This window comes from Thermobacillus sp. ZCTH02-B1, assembly GCF_002159085.1.
Classification (GTDB): Bacteria; Bacillota; Bacilli; order Paenibacillales; family Paenibacillaceae; genus Thermobacillus.
Genome location: NZ_LZRU01000019.1, coordinates 100,379 through 117,282 on the forward strand (window position 1 = coordinate 100,379; position 16,904 = coordinate 117,282).

Sequence of the window (16,904 nt, forward strand, 5' to 3'; positions counted from 1 at the left end):
CCGAGGATTCGCTGCAGCGTGAACCGTCCGGCGAGGCCGGAGATGGTGCCGGACCGGCGGGCACCGTCACGGCGCATGCCGGTCTTTACCATCCGGCGCCATGATGCGGACGTGCCGCCGGATGCCGCTCGAACGCGACGATCCAGTCACCCTGAACGGTCGCGTACCCTTCATCCCCTTCCACGAGAAGACCGTACAGATTTTTCACGTCGAGATATTCCCGGCGTCCGCCGTCCCCGAATTCCAGCGTGATGTAATAGTGGGTGCGCGAGTGATCCCCCCACACCTCCATCCGTTTTGCCGCGACGCGGGCGTACCAGGTCTGCCGGGGCGCGCGCGCATTGCGGACGTTGCCGGCGATCGCGCGGATGAACAGGATGAGAAATACGATAAACCCGATCGGCATGATGACCGACATCAGGGAGAACATGAAGCCGAAACCGTCGAACGGCTCCGGAGCGAACGGACCTCCCATGCGTTTCCTCCCGTTTCCGATGTTTACATGATATATTACCCTGCTATATACGCCGGGGCGGCGGGAATGTTTCAGGGGACCGGTTGCAAAGGATGGCCATGCCCGCCGCCCGGAGAAATTGCGTTGCCCGGACCGATCTGCGAAAATGGAAAGGAAACGGTCGGCAGGACAAGGATGGTGCACATGAAAGAGACGGATATTGCATGGGAGAAAGCCGGCGGCGGGGATTGGTCCGAAGCGAAGGCGGTTTCGGAAGCGGCCGGGGATGCCGCGTCGAAGCCGACGCCGGAGGAAGAGGCGGCCGAACGCGAGCGGATCGTGAAGCTGATCGGCGCCGAGCTCGGCATACCGGCCGGCAAGGTGGACGCGGCGGTGCGGCTTCTGGACGACGGGAACACGATTCCGTTCATCGCCCGCTACCGCAAGGAAGTGACGGGCGAGCTGGACGAGCAGCAGCTCCGGACTGTTGCGGAGCGGCTGCAATATCTGCGCAACCTGGAGGCGCGGAAGCGCGAAGTGATCCGGCTGATCGCCGGTCAGGGCAAGCTGACGGACGAGCTGCGGGAGGCGATTCTGCTGGCGGCGAAGCTGCAGGAGGTCGAGGACCTGTACCGTCCGTACCGCCCGAAGCGCAAGACGCGGGCATCCGTCGCGAAGGAGCGGGGGCTGGAGCCGCTCGCGGAATGGCTGCTCAGCCGCCCGAAGCGGGGAACGCCGCTGGAGGAGGCGGCGAAGTACGTCCATGAAGAGAAGGGCGTCGCGACGGCCGAAGAGGCGCTGCAGGGCGCGATGGACATCATCGCGGAGCAGCTGGCGGATGATGCGCAGATTCGCGCCTGGGTGCGGAAGCACACCCGCGACCACGCGGTGCTGGTGTCCGTCGCGAAGGATCCGGCGGCGGAGTCGGTCTACGAGATGTATTACGATTACCGCGAGCCGGTTCGGCGGATGCCGCCGCACCGCGTACTCGCCGTCAACCGGGGCGAACGGGAAGACGTGCTCAAGGTGTCGCTGGAGATCGACCCGGCGCGCATCCTGGAATACATCGGGCGCCGCATCGCCCTGGACCGGCAGCCGGAAGCCGTGCGCGCCGTGCTCCGCCTCGTCGTCGAGGACGCCTACAAGCGGCTCATCGCGCCGTCGATCGAACGCGAGGTGCGCGCCGAGCTGACGGAGCAGGCGGAGGAGCATGCGATCGGCATTTTCGCCGCGAACCTGCGCAGCCTGCTGCTGCAGCCGCCGGTCCGCGGGCGGGTCGTGCTCGGCATCGACCCGGCCTACCGCACCGGCTGCAAGCTGGCCGTCGTCGACGAGACGGGCAAGCTGCTCGCGACGGACGTCTGCTATCCGACGCCGCCGCATTCGAGGATCGAGGAGGCGGAGCGGGTCGTCGGCGGGCTCATCGACCGGCACGGCGTCACGCTGATCGCGATCGGGAACGGCACCGCCTCGCGGGAGACGGAGCAGTTCGTCGCCGATCTGATCCGCAAGCGGCGCGAGGCGGGGAAGGATGCCGGCGGGCTGCAGTACGTCATCGTGAGCGAGGCGGGCGCCAGCGTCTATTCGGCCTCGAAGCTGGCGGCCGAGGAGTTTCCGAATCTCGACGTCGCGGAGCGGAGCGCCGTGTCGATCGCCCGCCGGCTGCAGGATCCGCTCGCCGAGCTGGTCAAGATCGAGCCGCGGTCGATCGGCGTCGGCCAGTACCAGCACGACGTCGATCCGAAGCGGCTGGACGAGAGCCTGGGCGCCGTCGTCGAATCGGCGGTCAACCACGTCGGGGTCGACGTCAACACCGCGTCGCCGCAGCTGCTCGCCTATGTCGCCGGCATCAACGCGGCGATTGCGCGCAACATCGTCGCGTACCGCGAGGCGAACGGCAAATTCACGGACCGCGGCCAATTGCGGCTGGTGCCGCGGCTTGGCGCGAAGACGTACGAGCAATGCATCGGATTCCTGCGCATCCCGGACGGCACGCAGCCGCTCGACCGTACGCCGATCCATCCGGAATCGTATCCGGTCGTCGACCGGCTGTTTGCGATGCTCGGCTGCACCGTACGGGATCTCGGGACGGAGGCGCTGAACGCGAAGCTGCGGGAGCTGGATCCCGCCGACTCGGCGCAGCGGCTCGGCGTGGGCGTGCCGACGATGCGCGACATCATCGACAGCCTGCTGCGTCCGGGGCGCGATCCGCGCGAAGAGCTGCCGCCGCCCGTCTTCCGGACGGACGTGCTGCGCATCGAGGATTTGCAGCCCGGCATGGAGCTGAAGGGCACCGTACGGAACGTGACCGATTTCGGCGCGTTCGTCGACATCGGCGTCAAGAACGACGGGCTTGTCCACATTTCGCAGCTCAGCGACCGCTTCGTGAAGCATCCGCTGGACGTCGTATCCGTCGGCGACACGGTGACCGTGCGCGTGCTGTCCGTCGACGTGAAGCGGGGGCGCGTCAGCCTGACGATGCGCACGGCCGAGTGACGAAGGTTTCGGGAATTTGCGCGTTGTGATACGATGATAATGATACAGGGAACCAATCGGATTACAAGGAGTGGGAGAGATGACCGACCAAGTCAGCCGGATCGCGGAACGGATTCCCGCCGATTTCGGCGAGGTGATCCGCACGCGGCGGTCCGTCAGGCACTATGATCCGCATTTCGTGCTCAGCCGGGAGGAGATCCGATCGCTGATCGCGGACGCCGTTCTGGCGCCGTCCTCGAACAACCTGCAGCCGTGGCGGTTTCTCGTGATCGACCGGAAGGAAGACAAAGAGAAGCTGTACCCGATCGCCAACAGCCAGAAACAGGTGCTCGAAGCTTCGGCGACGATCGCCGTGCTGGGGGATCTCGAAGGTTACAAGCGGGTGAAGGAGATCAACCGCATCGCGGTCGAGCGCGGTTACATGACCGGGGAATTCGCCGCGCAGCAGGCGGAGCGGCTGCTTGCGTCGTACGGCGCGCGCAGCGAGGACGCGCTCCGGCGGATCGTCCTGATCGACGGCAGCCTCGCGGCCATGCAGCTCATGCTGGCGGCGCGGGCACGCGGGCTCGACACGGTGCCGATGGGCGGCTTCGATCACGAGCGGTTCATCGAGGCGTTCCGCGTACCGGCGACCTACGTGCCGATCATGCTCATCGCCGTGGGCAAGGCGGCGGCCGAAGGGCGGCCGACGGCCCGCCTCCCCGTCGACGATGTGACGGTCTGGGGCAGCTTCTGAGCCGACATGCGGACATGCGCAAGGCCGGCCGGCATCGACGGGATGCCGGACCGGCCTTGTCTGTGCCGGGAACCGGCCGGATCCGGCGGATCGGCCATCGGCGGACCGGTCGCCGGATTCTGCGGCGAATCCGTCCGGGTTTCGGCGGTGCGGTCGCGGTGGCCCGGTGAACGGCGTCCGGTCTCCGGCGCCGCGGTCGCCGGGGTGGTGAACGGCGTCCGGTCTCCGGCGCCGCGATCGCCGGGCTCGGCGAATGCGTCCGGTCACCGGTATCCCTTTCGGTATCCGGCGGACCGGCCTGTACCGGCGGTTCCGTCATACCAGTGAATCCGTCTGCTGGCCGCCGTCCTTCCGGGGTTTGGAGCGATAGTAGAACCAACAGTCGTTCAACAGCCGGATTTGCCGGCTGTCCTTCTTCAGGAACGCCCGCATCAGTTGGTTGCACAGCCATTGCGGCATGACGATCGTCCACCTCCGGATATGCCATGTCTCATATAACATATGGAGCTGGGCGGATGACCGTGCAGGTCCCATCGCGGGCGAATGACCATCATGGACTTCCGGATACGTCGCCGTTACGCTTGGGATTCTTCCTCGTACCATTGCTCGAGCTGGGCCAGCAGCGCCCGGATCTCCGTGAGCAGCGAGACGAGCGGATAGGAATGTTCGCGGATCGCGGCGAACTCGCGCTCCAGCTTCGTCATGAAGTCGAGGCCGCTGACGATGGATGCCGAGGGATCGAGCAGTTCCAGGTCGGAACACTCGGCGCAAATGCGCGGAAGCTGCGGCACGTTGTCGGCGGTCAGCTTGCCGATCTCCTTGTGCAGTCTGAGCATAAGCGCGCTGAGCTGATACGCATGGGTAGCCGGCATCTCGACATACTCGAGGCCGTCCGGTCCGTGCAGGATCACATAGCGCATCGTCGGCATGGCGGGTCGGTACCTTCCTTTTTCGTGTAGGATCATGACGCATGGGTCATGCCGGGCGGGGGTGAAACGTATCGCCCCGGGCGGGTTTGTGAGGCGATAGGACGGCACGCGGAGCCGGCTCGGACATCGCGTGTGTCCCGGAACAGGCGAATAACGGTCTCCGGTGCCGTTAAGTCCGGTCGAGGCGCGCCGATCGGGCCGAATAACGGCACGCCTTGCCGTTAAACGCGGCATGGGATCGGCCGGAAGCGTCGAAGCCGGCAAATAACGGTCTCCGGTGCCGTTAAGTCCGGTCGAGGCGCACCGATCGGACCGAATAACGGCACGCCGTGCCGTTAAATGCGGCACGGGATCGGCCGGGAAGCGTCGAAGCCGGCAAATAACGGTCTCCGGTACCGTTGAGTCCGGTCGAGGCGCGTCAATCGGGCCGAATAACGGCACGCCGTGCCGTTAAACGCGGCACGGGATCGGCCGGGAAGCGTCGAAGCCGGCAAATAACGGTCTCCGGTGCCGTTAAGTCCGGTCGAGGCGCATCGATCGGGCCGAATAACGGCACGCCGTGCCGTTAACATGCGAGGGCCGGCGGTCCGCCGTCCGCGCACGCCGCCAAGGCATGGCAAAACTACTTGACAGTGTATCGCACGGCATTTTATAAATTCAAGTATATTCACGACGTCCGGCGCGCTGCCGCGCCGGCGGGAAGGGACGGGACCGGCGTGGACGACGATGCGCTGCAGGCCTGGGTCGAGCGGATCTCGCTGGAATGCTTCGGCCTGCCGTTCCGCCACCGGGCGACGTTCAACCGGAGGCTGCGCACGACGGGCGGACGCTATTTTCTGAAGACGCACAACATCGAGATCAACCCGAAGCAGCTCGAACAGTTCGGCCCCGAAGAAACGGAGAAAATCATCAAGCACGAGCTGTGCCATTATCATCTGCATCTCGCGAACCGGGGATACCGCCACCGCGACCGGGATTTTATCGAACTGCTCGCCAAGGTCGGCGGCACCCGCTACTGCCGGCGGCTTCCGGGCGTTCAGCCGGGCGGGCCGCGTCCGGTGCGCTACATGCTGAAATGCGCCGCCTGCGGCCTCGAATATTTGCGGCGCCGCAGAATGGATCCGCGTCGATACGCCTGCGGCAGGTGCGGCGGAAAATTGAAGTTCATGACGCTTGACTCGACAAACGAATCGTGATAAATTATTACTCGTCGCCGCGAGACAGACCGCGAAGACATCCGGCATGGAGAAGTACCCAAGTGGCTCAAGGGGACCCTCTGCTAAGGGGTTAGACTGCGCAAGCGGTGCGAGGGTTCGAATCCCTCCTTCTCCGCCATTCATCTTCGGATGTCATGTTCACGGCGGCAGCCCGGCGGCGACCGGCCGACGGTCTCTGTCGGAGATTGCGGCCCAGGCTGCCGCCAGTCGTTTCGGCCGCACGGGGATGCGGATGCCCCTTCCCGTGAAGGCGGCGTCGTTTCGGATCCCCGGCGGGTCATCGCGAGCCATTAGCTCAGTTGGCAGAGCACCTGACTTTTAATCAGGGTGTCGTAGGTTCGAGTCCTACATGGCTCACCACCCATCGGTTCCGCTTCGGGGCGGGGCCGCAGGGGTCGCAGTCGAATTGAACATGCGGTATGCGGTAATTGAACATGCGGTAGTGGTGGAATTGGCAGACACGCTATCTTGAGGGGGTAGTGGGCATCGCCCGTGGAGGTTCGAGTCCTCTCTACCGCACCATTCCGAAGGATCAGGGACCCGCGAACGGGTCCCTTTTTCGTTTCCATGCATGATCAGCAATATTCGTCCAGGATGCGCGGAATCATATGCTTGTTCGTGATTTCCGGTCCGAAATGGGCGGCCTTCCGCGATGCGTTGTTCCACGGAGGAATGCTGAACGCGTCGTTGTATCCCTTCAGCTTCCAGACTTCCATCCTGTTCCACGAGACGCCCGTGTTGTCGGAATGGACGTGATTGATCCAGAGCGGTCGACGGATGCCGATGAATTCGCGCGGCGCCGTCAGGGCGCTGACATACCCCCGGGGCAGCGCGATCCTGCGTCCGGCCAGCCAGTCTTCCGTCGGATGGACGGCGGTCAGGAAGCTCGGCGCCCAGAAGAAGAACCGGGCCAGCCGGCTCTGCACGGAATCGTACACATATCCGTATTGCGGAATGAGCAATACCGGAAGTTTCTTCGGAACATGGTTCTCCAGCAGCCGGACGAAGGAACGGTGATACATGTCGTCGCTTTCGAGGTTCGCCTCGTACAGCAGATCGAAGCCCTGGACGGTTTCCGCCACCCTCCGTTCGTATTCGGCTTTCGTGACGAACGCCACGTGATCCGGCAACGGCGGATGTTGCTTCAGTTCCGCCCGGATGAACGCCTCCGATTCCGGGCGGATGAACACGAATGCCTGAAACCGCTGCGACTCCTGCTTCATCAGGCTGCGGAGCGTGTACCGCATGAAGATGCCGAGCCGCCACCGGATCCAGCCGGGTTCGCCGGCCGCCGGGGTCGTATGCCGATTGTTGAACGGAATCGTAAAGATGATCTTCTTCTTCATGAGGATACCCCGCATCGCGTTTTTCGATCAGCATATGCAGACATGCCGGTGCGGGTTTGGACAGGCGGCCCGGGGTTGTGCGGCGGAGGCGGGCGTGGTAGGATAAATGGAACGGGGGAAACGCGGATGCGGGACAGCGACCGCGGGACCAAAGGCGGATCGGGAGAGGGGGAACGGAAGGATGGGTGTGCCGACGGGCGTTTGGGTGGCGTCGTTCGTCATACTCGTCGCCATCTCCTGGGTGACGTTCTGGGTGACGAACAAGGCGTATTCCCGCAAGTGGGAAGACACGGACGATCCGAAATGGTAGTGTCATGATTTTATCGACACGGCTGTTTCGTCATGATCTTGCACCGCGCGATGGGAGTCGTGCGGTTTTTTTGTATTCGTGCAGTTGTATGTACAAGTATGGCGAATTTTCGCGAATCTATTGCAAACTTGTATGGACAAGTGTACAATGCAGGCAAGATGCTTATCAGCGGAACGGAGGGGGAACGGACCATCCATGTTGAAAGCGCTTAAAGAAGCGGTGCTGGCCGCCAATCTCGACCTGCCCAAGTACGGACTCGTCACGTTCACCTGGGGGAACGTGAGCGGCATCGACCGGGAACGCGGACTGGTCGTCATCAAGCCGAGCGGCGTGCCGTACGAGAAGCTGAAGACGGAGGATCTCGTCGTCGTCGACCTGGAAGGCAACCGGGTGGAAGGCCACCTCAAACCGTCGTCCGACACGCCGACGCATCTGGCGCTGTACAAGGCGTTCCCGTCGATCGGGGGCATCGTGCACACGCACTCGCCCTGGGCGACCGCCTGGGCGCAGGCCGGTATGGACATCCCGCCGCTCGGCACGACGCACGCCGATTATTTCTACGGCGCCATTCCGTGCACGCGGCCGATGACGGAGGAGGAAATCCGCGGCGACTACGAACTCGAAACGGGCAACGTCATCATCGAGACGTTCCGGACGCGGGGCATCGATCCGGCGATGGTGCCGGGAGTGCTTGTCCACTGCCACGCGCCGTTCGCGTGGGGCAAGGATGCGCACGAGGCGGTGCACAACGCGGTCGTGCTGGAGGAGGTGGCGAAAATCGGCCACCGGACGCTGCAACTGCGCCAGGTCGGACCGATGAACCAGGCTCTGCTGGACCGGCATTTCCTGCGCAAGCACGGGGCGAACGCCTACTACGGCCAGACCGGGCCGACAACCTGAAGAACGGGAGGAAGGGCACATGGGGAAAAAGTACACGATCGGCATTGACTACGGCACGCAGTCGGGGCGCGCGGTGCTCGTGGATCTGACCGACGGAACGGAAGTCGCGGACCACGTGACGCCCTATCCCCACGGCGTCATCGACGAGGCGCTGCCGGGATCGGGCCGGAAGCTGGAGCCGGACTGGGCGCTGCAGCATCCCGACGATTACATCGAGGTGCTGCGGCGTTCCGTGCCGGCCGTGCTCGAGATGTCCGGCGTCGATCCGGGCGACGTGATCGGCATCGGCATCGATTTCACGGCCTGCACGATGATGCCGGTGGACGCGAAGGGAACGCCGCTCTGCATGCTGCCGGAATTCCGTGACAACCCGCACAGCTGGGTGAAGCTGTGGAAGCACCACGCGGCGCAGGACGAGGCGAACAAGATCAACCGGATCGCGGAGGAGCGCGGCGAGCCGTGGCTCAAGCGCTACGGCGGCAAGATTTCGTCCGAATGGATGATCGCGAAAATCTGGCAGATCCTCGATGAAGCGCCGGAAATCTATGAGGCCGCCGACCTGTTCCTCGAAGCGACGGACTGGGTCATCGCCCAGCTGTCCGGCAACACCCTCCGGAACAGCTGCACGGCCGGCTACAAGGCGATCTGGCACAAGCGCGACGGCTATCCGAGCCGCGATTACTTCCGGTCGCTCGACCCGCGCCTCGAGAATCTGACGGAGACGAAGCTGCGCGGCGAGATTGTGCCGCTGGGCACGCGCGCCGGCGGGCTGACGCCGGAGATGGCGAAGATCACGGGGCTCAGGCCGGGCACGGCGGTCGCCGTCGGCAACGTCGACGCGCACGCGGCCGTCCCGGGCGTCGGCGTCACCGAGCCGGGCAAGCTCGTCATGGTGATGGGCACATCGATCTGCCACATGCTGCTCGGCACCGAGGAGCGCGAAGTGGAAGGGATGTGCGGCGTCGTCGAAGACGGCATCATTCCGGGTTATTTCGGCTATGAAGCGGGCCAGTCGGCGGTCGGGGACATTTTCGAATGGTATGTGACGGAAGCGGTTCCCGCGTATGTGAAGGAGGCGGCGGAGCGCGAAGGCATCAGCGTGCACGAGTGGCTCGAAGCGCGCGCGGCCCGGCTCAAACCCGGCGAATCCGGTCTTCTGGCCCTCGACTGGTGGAACGGCAACCGGTCCGTGCTCGTCGACGCCGACCTGACGGGCGTCATCGTCGGCCTCACGCTGCTCTCGAAACCGGAGGAAATCTACCGTGCGCTGCTGGAGGCGACGGCGTTCGGCACCCGCAAGATCATCGAGGCGTTCGACGGCAACGGCATCGCGGTGAAGGAATTGTACGCCTGCGGCGGGCTGCCGCAGAAAAACCGGCTGCTCATGCAGATCTACGCCGACGTGACGAACCGCGAGATCAAGATCGCGGCGTCGCGGCACACGCCGGCGGTCGGCGCGGCGATGTTTGCCGCGGTTGCGGCGGGCCCGGAGGCGGGCGGCTACGGATCGATCGTCGAGGCGGCGCGCAGGATGGCGCGCGTGCGGGAGGAATCGTTCAGGCCGATTCCGGAAAACGCGGCGATCTATGACCGGCTGTACAAGGAATACACGGCGCTGCACGACTACTTCGGACGCGGCGTCAACGACGTGATGAAACGGCTGAAAGCCCTGAAGGAGGAGGTTACCCGCCATGCTTGAAGCGAAAAAAGTCAAATTCCGGTTCGCGGTCGGCAGCCAGCATCTGTACGGACCCGAGGCGTTGGAGCAGGTGGCGGCGAACGCCCGGGAGATCGTCGGCGGCCTCAATGACAGCGGCGCGCTCGGTTACGAGCTGGTGCTCGGGCCGGTGCTGACGACGCCCGAGGACATCCGGCGGTTTATGCTCGAGGCGAACGCCGACGACGAATGCGCCGGCGTCATCACCTGGATGCACACGTTCTCGCCGTCGAAGATGTGGATCGGCGGGCTGTCGGTGCTGAAAAAACCGCTCCTGCACTTCGCGACGCAGCACAACCGCGACATCCCGTGGGACACGATCGACATGGACTTCATGAACCTGAACCAGGCCGCCCACGGCGACCGCGAGCACGGCCACATCCATGCGCGGATGGGAGTCCGCCGGTCGGTCGTGTTCGGGCACTGGCAGGACCGCGCGGTCCAGGAGCGGATCGGCGCGTGGATGCGGACGGCCGCGGCGTGGGCCGAGAGCCGGACGCTCAAGGTCGCGCGGTTCGGCGACAACATGCGCCAGGTGGCCGTCACCGAAGGCGACAAGGTCGCGGCGGAGATTGTCTTCGGCTGGTCGGTGAACACCTGGGGCGTCGGCGACCTGGCCGAACGGGTGAACGCGGCGAGCGAAGCCGACGTGAAACGATTGCTGGAAGAATACCAGTCGCGGTATGATATCGTAGCGGATACGGAGGAGAAGCGGGAGGCGATCGCCTACCAGGCCCGGATCGAGCTGGGCTTGCGCTCGTTCCTCGAGGAAGGCGGCTTCACCGCGTTCACGACGACGTTCGAGGATCTGCACGGCCTCCGGCAGCTGCCCGGCCTTGCGGTGCAGCGGCTGATGGAGGACGGCTACGGCTTCGCGGGTGAAGGCGACTGGAAGACGGCGGCGCTCGTCCGGCTCATGAAGGTGATGGCCGGGAACAAGGGCACGTCGTTCATGGAAGACTATACGTATCATCTCGAGCCCGGCAACGAGCTCGTGCTCGGCGCGCACATGCTGGAGGTGTGCCCGACGATCGCGGCGGAACGGCCGCGCATCGAGGTGCATCCGCTCGGCATCGGCGGCAAGGAGCCGCCGGCCCGGCTCGTGTTCAACGGCCGCGCGGGCGCGGCGATCAACGCGTCGATCGTCGACCTCGGCGACCGGTTCCGGCTGCTCGTCAGCGAGGTTGAGGCGGTGGCCGTGGAGCGCCCGATGCCGAAGCTGCCGGTCGCGCGCGTGCTCTGGCGCGTGCTGCCGAACCTGCGCGACGGCGTCGAGTCGTGGATCCTCGCCGGCGGCGCCCACCATACCGGCTTCTCCTATCACGTGACGGCGGCCCAGATGGCCGATTTCGCCGAAATGGCCGGCATCGAGTCGGTCATCATCGGCAAGGATACGCGCCCGGACGCGCTGCGCCGCGAACTGGCGATCGCCGACCTGGCGTGGAAATTGCGCAAATAGCAGAACGGACTTGGGTCAAGAAGGTGGCGGCGGAATGACGCGCGGCGGCATGCCGAAATATTTGCAATTGAAGCACGAGATTCTCTCCTGGCTGCACCGAGGCGAGCGGAAGCCCCACGAGCTGCTGCCGTCGGAGAACGAGCTGGCGGCCCGGTTCGGCATGAGCCGGCAGACCGTCCGTCAGACGCTCGCCGAGCTGGAGCAGGAGGGCTATCTGTACCGCCAGCGCGGCAAGGGAACGTTCGTGGCGCCGCCGCATTTCGCGAAGGCCGGCGGGGCGGCGGGCACCGCGGTCGGCATGGTGACGACGTACATTTCGGATTACATTTTCCCGCATATTGTGCGGGGGGCCGAGGCGGTGCTGCGCGCCCGCGGCATGGGCCTGTACCTGTCGAGCACCGACAACGACAAGGACCGGGAGCGCGAGAGCCTGCGGATGATGCTGGACCGGGGCGTCGGCGGTCTCATCATCGAGCCGACGAAGAGCGCGGAGGGCAACCCGAATCTCGACCAGTATCTCGCGTTCCGGTACCGGGGCGTTCCGTTCGTCATGATCAACGCCCGTTATCCGGAGCTCGACTGCCCGTGCCTCGTCGTGGACGACGAGGCCGGCGCGTACGCGGCGACGGAGCACGTGATCCGGCTCGGACACCGGCGGATCGCCGGGTTCTTCAAGACGGACGACCTGCAGGGCACGCGCCGGATGAAGGGGTACCTGCGCGCGATGAAGCGCTACGGCGTGCCGATCCTGCCGGACGGCGTCGTGACGTACGCGTCGCATAACAAGTGGACGTACCCGGTCGGGAAGGCGGGGCAGCTGCTGCGGCGGGAGGAACGGCCGACGGCGATCGTCTGTTACAACGACGAGCTCGCGGTCGCGCTGCTCCGGGCCGTCCGGGAAGCGGGGCTCGCCGTGCCGGACGATCTTTCGATCGTCGGCTTCGACGATTCGACGCTGGCCCAGGCGGCCGAGGTGAAGCTGACGACGCTGACCCATCCGAAGACGGAAATGGGCGAACGCGCGGCGGAGATGCTGCTCCGCCTGATGGCCGATCCGACCTACGAGGCGGAGGACGTGATTTACACGCCCGAGCTCGTCGTGCGCGAATCGACGCGGGCGGTCGGCGTTGGGGCGCGCGGCTAGCGGCGGCCATTCAAAAACGAAAACGGCGCCATCGTCAAGCCCGTGATCGCTTGATCGATGGCGCCGTTTGTCTGTGTGTACCCGATTTCCCGATCGGCGATGCACCGTCCGGTGAACCGGCCAAACGCGGCGCACGGCTTCCCGATACCGCCCGCGCATGCGTGTTGACACATGCGCGAACTTCACGTTCGGCGCAGTTCGAGATGAATCGGCGGCGGGCGATGACGGCCCGGGTGCGCTTCAGGCGGGCGCTCTTTTCCTGACGATCAGGTAGACGGCGACCGCCGCGATCCCGGCCGTCCCCGCGACGATCAGCGCCGGCAGGCCGAAGGCGGACGCCGCAGGCTCATACACCGCGACGGGGGATTCCCGGTTCAGGAACTCCGTGAAAAAACGACGCCGCTCCTCGTCCCCGGCCATCTCGTCCACGGCTTCGTCCGACAGCGGCACCATGCCGTTCGGGCCGGCGACGGGAACGGGATAACGGTATCGCTCGTTGTACTCGAGCAGGAGCAGGAACGATCCACCCTGCTCCTGGAATTCCCGCGCGATTGCAACATCGTTGAAATCGATGCCGGCCGTCATCCGCCGCGGAACCTCGCCCCGGTATACGCGTTCGACTTCGAAGGCGTAGCCGACGAATATCGGGGCTTCCGATACCGTCATGTCCGATGCGAAGTCATATCTTCCGGTGACGATGATGTCCGCCCGTTCCGCCACTTCCCCGGGCGGGACGGCGGCCCAACCGGTCGCATATACGACGCTTCCGGCGAGAGCGTAGGCCGCCGCGAACAGGACGGCGGCGAAGGCGGCGCGCATTTTGGCCACGATGCATCCCTCCCCTCAGGGAAATCTTACCACAAAAAAATCCCGCGTGCGCCTTCGCGCAGCGGGAATCCGACATCGATTCACTTCCGGTTGGCAATCAACTCGCGAATCGCGCCCCGGCGCCAGCGGGACACCGGCAGCCGCTTCGCGTCCGGCCCTTTCTCGCCGAAGTAGAGGACTTCGCCGTCGAATTCGCTGACTTTTCTCAGGTTGACGTACGTATCGGGGGCGACCAGACAGAAATTCGGATCCGATCGGAGCAGCGCGATCCGGTCGCTGCTCAGACGTTTCTTCAGCTTGAAGTTGCGGCCGTCGAAAAACACCAGCTCGGGCCCGCCTACCCTGAAGAACAGCACGTCGCGCTCCGGCGCGAGATCTTCGTACAGATCGCGATCGGTCGGTGCGGCTTGCGTCATCGCCATTCCCCCATTTCCCCCTTTATTTGGCCCACTCTCTGTATATATGGTTTTTGTGAGCGCTTACATTATAACACGAAGTGGCGCCGGCCGGAAGCGGGAATTTCGCCGGACGGTTGGCGGGGCGACGGGCGGAATTTTATAATGGAAGTACATCCGGGCCGGGAAACGTTCCGGCGGAGGGGGAATGAACGTGACGAATCCGGACAGACCGGTGTATGAACAGGCATGCTTTGCGGGCGGATGCTTCTGGTGCATGGTGGAGCCGTTCGAGGAGATGCCCGGCGTCATCCGCGTCGTGTCGGGCTACACGGGCGGCCACAAGCCGAACCCGACCTACGAGGAAGTCTGCTCGGGAACGACGGGGCACGCGGAAGCCGTCCACATCACATACGACCCGCGGCGGATGCCGTACCGGCTGCTGCTCGACATCTTCTGGCGGCAGATCGACCCGACGGATCCGGGCGGCCAGTTCCACGACCGCGGCTCGTCCTACAGGACCGCGATCTTCTATTACACGGAGGAGCAGCGGGAACTCGCCGAGGCATCGAAGCGGGAGCTCGAGGCGAGCGGCCGGTTCGACAAGCCGATCGTGACGGAGATCGTGCCCGCGGGGCCTTTTTATCCGGCGGAGGAGTACCACCAGGCGTATCACCGGAAGCAGCCTTACCGGTACAAGATGTACCGCAAGGCATCCGGGCGGGACGAGTTCATCGCGAAGCATTGGCGGATGCGGAAGGATCCGGAGGAGCTGAAGCGCCGGCTGACGCCGCTGCAGTACGAAGTGACGCAGAACGCCGCGACCGAACCGCCCTTCCGCAACGAGTATTACGACAACGAGGAGGAAGGCATCTACGTCGACATCGTGTCGGGAGAGCCGCTCTTCTGCTCGAAGGACAAGTTCGACGCCGGATGCGGATGGCCGAGCTTCACGCGCCCGATCCACAAGGGCAGCATCACCGAGCATCTGGACCTGTCCCACGGGATGGTGCGGATCGAGGTGCGCAGCCTGGTGGCCGATTCGCACCTCGGCCACGTCTTCCCGGACGGGCCGCCGGAGCGCGGCGGACTGCGCTACTGCATCAACTCGGCGGCGCTGCGGTTCATCCCGAAGTCGGAGATGGAAAAGGAGGGCTACGGCGCCTACCTCGGGCTGTTCGAACCGGAGGAATGAGTCCCCGGCCCCGGGGGTTGCGCCCGGCGAAAAACGAAGGGCAGCCGCCAGGGCTGCCTTTTCGTCGTCATATGCGGCATATGCGCGCCGGTCACGGCACCCGGCTGCGCAGCGCGGTCAGCGAGCCTTCCAGCGCGTAGGCGCCGAGGTTGGCCGGCACGAGGAAGCAGTCGCCGCGCCGGACGGGCAGCTCGCCGCCGTCCCAGCGCAGCGTGCCGGAGCCGTCCGCGGCGACCAGGATGTCGAAGCTCTCGCCCGATGTCGCGAGTTCCGCCCGGCCGTCCACGATTCCCTTCTCGACGACGAAGTACGGCGATTCCGCGATCCGGAGCCATTCGCCCGGCCGGAGGCCGTCCGTCTTCATGTGCTTCGCGCCGGCGCCCTCGTAGGCGATGACGTTCAGCGAATCCTCGATATGGAGCTCGCGCGGCTTGCCGTCGAGCCCCGGCCGGTTGTAGTCGTACAGCCGGTACGTCGTGTCCGAGTTCTGCTGGATCTCCGCCACGACCACGCCCGCGCAGAGCGCGTGCACCGTGCCCGCGGGGATGTAGAACGCGTCGCCCGCCTCGACCGGCACTTCCCGCAGGACTTCCATGATCCGGCCTTCGGCGATCGCCTTCTCCAGCTCCGCCCGGCCGACGCCTTCCTTCAGGCCGTAGATGATCTTCGCGCCGGGCTTCGCTTCGAGCACGTACCACATCTCGGTCTTGCCGAGCTCGCCCTCCGGCAGCCGCTCGTAGTCATCCGTCGGATGCACCTGAACGGACAGGTCGTCGTTGCAGTCGAGCAGCTTCACGAGCAGCGGAAACCGGCCGTTCCGTTCGGAAAATCCCTTCGCGCCGAACCATTCCCGGCCGAGCGTCCCGCGGATTTCGTCCAGCCCCTTGCCGGCGAGCGGGCCGTTCAGGACGCGCGTCGTGCCGTTCGGATGGTCGGCGATCATCCAGCCTTCGCCGATCGCCCCTTCCGGCGGCTGAAGTCCGAAGCGTTCCAGCGCGCGTCCGCCCCAGACCCGTTCCTTGAACACGGGGGCGAATTTGAGCGGATAAGGATGCACGCCCATGGATGTCTCCACTCCCTTTATCGTTTGTTCGGTCAGCTTCTGTGCGGCCGGCTTCTTATCCGCCGGCTTCCCTCGCGGCATGCTTCGCGTTTCCCTTGCGCTCCACCGCAATCAGATAGGGCGCCTGCGGCCGCTGGATCATCCGGTACAGCACCGCTTGTCCTTCGTCCGCGGGCAGCGAGCGCGCCCATTCGTCGACCGCCTCGCCCTCTTCGCGGCCGCCTTCGTGGCCCGTGTAGACGACGACGGTAAGCACGCCGCCCGGGCGGAGGAAACGGAGCGAAGCGTCCAGCGCCGGCAGCGTCGTCTCCGGCCGGGTTACGACCGATTTCGCTTCTTCCGCGCCGGGCAGGTAGCCGAGGTTGAACATGACGGCGGAGACGCGCCCCGCAAGTTCCGCGGGCAGCAGCTCCGCCATCCGGTGGTGGCTCGCGAGATAAAGTTCAAGCCGCGTCTCCGGAGCGGCCGTCGCCACGCGGGCGCGCGCTGCGTCCAGGGCGGCCTGCTGGATATCGAAACCGTAGACGGTGCCCTTCGGGCCGACGGCCTGCGCGAGGAAAGCGGTGTCGATGCCGTTGCCGACGGTCGCATCGATGACGGCGTCCCCCGGCCGGATCCGTTCGGCGGCCAGCCGGTGGGCCATTGTCAGCACGGACGGGAAACCCATCAGCAGCTCCCCGGGCAGCCGCCGGCTCCGCCCGCGCTGGCGGCGAGT

The 16,904-nt window shown here is 65.3% G+C and carries 17 protein-coding genes and 3 tRNA genes; 12 read left to right on the forward strand and 8 right to left on the reverse strand.

Annotated features, from left to right (window positions below):
* Positions 1-85: 85 nt before the first annotated feature.
* Entirely contained in the window at positions 86-475 is a 390-nt protein-coding gene (locus tag A9Z00_RS08770) for a DUF2500 domain-containing protein (RefSeq protein WP_296975990.1), read from the reverse strand.
* A 183-nt stretch (positions 476-658) separates the two neighbouring features.
* Here A9Z00_RS08770 and A9Z00_RS08775 point away from each other — a divergent pair, with 183 nt between their 5' ends.
* Together A9Z00_RS08775 and A9Z00_RS08780 are read left to right on the forward strand one after the other, a co-directional pair.
* Positions 659-2,950 (forward strand): Tex family protein, encoded by a 2,292-nt coding sequence (locus A9Z00_RS08775; RefSeq protein ID WP_296975993.1) that lies wholly within the window; start codon positions 659-661, stop codon positions 2,948-2,950.
* Positions 2,951-3,029: 79 nt separating this feature from the next.
* Complete coding sequence (locus A9Z00_RS08780) at positions 3,030-3,686, forward strand: nitroreductase family protein (protein WP_296975996.1); 657 nt, start codon at positions 3,030-3,032, stop codon at positions 3,684-3,686.
* Between the two features lie 315 nt (positions 3,687-4,001).
* Here A9Z00_RS08780 and cmpA read toward each other — a convergent pair whose 3' ends face one another.
* Together cmpA and A9Z00_RS08790 are read right to left on the reverse strand one after the other, a co-directional pair.
* On the reverse strand, positions 4,002-4,145 hold the full coding sequence (cmpA, locus tag A9Z00_RS08785; protein ID WP_296975998.1) for a cortex morphogenetic protein CmpA: 144 nt from the start codon (positions 4,143-4,145) through the stop codon (positions 4,002-4,004).
* Positions 4,146-4,261: 116 nt separating this feature from the next.
* A complete protein-coding gene (locus A9Z00_RS08790) occupies positions 4,262-4,615 on the reverse strand; it encodes a hydrolase/acyltransferase (protein ID WP_296976001.1) in 354 nt (117 codons plus the stop codon).
* A gap of 716 nt (positions 4,616-5,331) precedes the next feature.
* Here A9Z00_RS08790 and A9Z00_RS08795 point away from each other — a divergent pair.
* The 4 genes from A9Z00_RS08795 (at position 5,332) to A9Z00_RS08810 (ending at position 6,354) form a co-directional block, all read left to right on the forward strand.
* Positions 5,332-5,811 carry a SprT family protein gene (locus tag A9Z00_RS08795; protein WP_296976003.1) on the forward strand — a complete coding sequence of 160 codons (480 nt, stop codon included), beginning with the start codon at positions 5,332-5,334 and terminating at the stop codon, positions 5,809-5,811.
* Between the two features lie 48 nt (positions 5,812-5,859).
* Positions 5,860-5,950: transfer RNA gene (locus A9Z00_RS08800), tRNA-Ser, on the forward strand.
* 166 nt (positions 5,951-6,116) lie between these two features.
* Positions 6,117-6,192 (forward strand) — tRNA-Lys (locus tag A9Z00_RS08805).
* 76 nt (positions 6,193-6,268) lie between these two features.
* Positions 6,269-6,354 (forward strand) — tRNA-Leu (locus A9Z00_RS08810).
* 53 nt (positions 6,355-6,407) lie between these two features.
* On the opposite strand, the gene A9Z00_RS08815 is transcribed toward A9Z00_RS08810, so the two are convergent.
* The gene (locus A9Z00_RS08815; protein WP_296976006.1) at positions 6,408-7,178 is read right to left on the reverse strand and encodes a hypothetical protein; all 771 of its coding nucleotides are present in this window, start codon (positions 7,176-7,178) and stop codon (positions 6,408-6,410) included.
* A 181-nt stretch (positions 7,179-7,359) separates the two neighbouring features.
* On the opposite strand from A9Z00_RS08815, the gene A9Z00_RS08820 reads away from it, so the two are divergent.
* From A9Z00_RS08820 to A9Z00_RS08840, 5 genes are all read left to right on the forward strand, one after another.
* A complete protein-coding gene (locus A9Z00_RS08820; protein ID WP_296976008.1) occupies positions 7,360-7,488 on the forward strand; it encodes a hypothetical protein in 129 nt (42 codons plus the stop codon).
* Positions 7,489-7,683: 195 nt separating this feature from the next.
* Positions 7,684-8,388: an L-ribulose-5-phosphate 4-epimerase gene (gene araD, locus A9Z00_RS08825; protein WP_296976010.1), complete on the forward strand. Its 705-nt coding sequence runs from the start codon at positions 7,684-7,686 to the stop codon at positions 8,386-8,388.
* A gap of 19 nt (positions 8,389-8,407) precedes the next feature.
* The gene (locus A9Z00_RS08830; protein WP_296976013.1) at positions 8,408-10,087 is read left to right on the forward strand and encodes a ribulokinase; all 1,680 of its coding nucleotides are present in this window, start codon (positions 8,408-8,410) and stop codon (positions 10,085-10,087) included.
* A complete protein-coding gene (gene araA / locus A9Z00_RS08835; protein ID WP_296976016.1) occupies positions 10,080-11,564 on the forward strand; it encodes an L-arabinose isomerase in 1,485 nt (494 codons plus the stop codon). The genes A9Z00_RS08830 and araA overlap by 8 nt, the downstream gene beginning before the upstream one ends.
* Positions 11,565-11,598: 34 nt before the next feature.
* Entirely contained in the window at positions 11,599-12,708 is a 1,110-nt protein-coding gene (locus tag A9Z00_RS08840; protein ID WP_296976019.1) for a GntR family transcriptional regulator, read from the forward strand.
* A gap of 240 nt (positions 12,709-12,948) precedes the next feature.
* On the opposite strand, the gene A9Z00_RS08845 is transcribed toward A9Z00_RS08840, so the two are convergent.
* Both A9Z00_RS08845 and A9Z00_RS08850 read right to left on the reverse strand, forming a co-directional pair.
* Positions 12,949-13,536 carry a hypothetical protein gene (locus tag A9Z00_RS08845; RefSeq protein WP_296976022.1) on the reverse strand — a complete coding sequence of 196 codons (588 nt, stop codon included), beginning with the start codon at positions 13,534-13,536 and terminating at the stop codon, positions 12,949-12,951.
* Positions 13,537-13,616: 80 nt separating this feature from the next.
* Positions 13,617-13,958 (reverse strand): hypothetical protein, encoded by a 342-nt coding sequence (locus A9Z00_RS08850; RefSeq protein ID WP_296976025.1) that lies wholly within the window; start codon positions 13,956-13,958, stop codon positions 13,617-13,619.
* A 187-nt stretch (positions 13,959-14,145) separates the two neighbouring features.
* Between A9Z00_RS08850 and msrA the strand changes: the two genes are divergently transcribed.
* Positions 14,146-15,126, forward strand: a complete 981-nt coding sequence (gene msrA / locus A9Z00_RS08855) for a peptide-methionine (S)-S-oxide reductase MsrA (RefSeq protein WP_296976028.1) — start codon at positions 14,146-14,148, stop codon at positions 15,124-15,126.
* Between the two features lie 91 nt (positions 15,127-15,217).
* On the opposite strand, the gene A9Z00_RS08860 is transcribed toward msrA, so the two are convergent.
* Both A9Z00_RS08860 and mnmM read right to left on the reverse strand, forming a co-directional pair.
* Entirely contained in the window at positions 15,218-16,189 is a 972-nt protein-coding gene (locus tag A9Z00_RS08860; protein ID WP_296976031.1) for a type I phosphomannose isomerase catalytic subunit, read from the reverse strand.
* Between the two features lie 55 nt (positions 16,190-16,244).
* Positions 16,245-16,856 (reverse strand): tRNA 5-(aminomethyl)-2-thiouridylate-methyltransferase MnmM, encoded by a 612-nt coding sequence (gene mnmM, locus A9Z00_RS08865; RefSeq protein ID WP_296976033.1) that lies wholly within the window; start codon positions 16,854-16,856, stop codon positions 16,245-16,247.
* Positions 16,857-16,904: the final 48 nt, after the last annotated feature.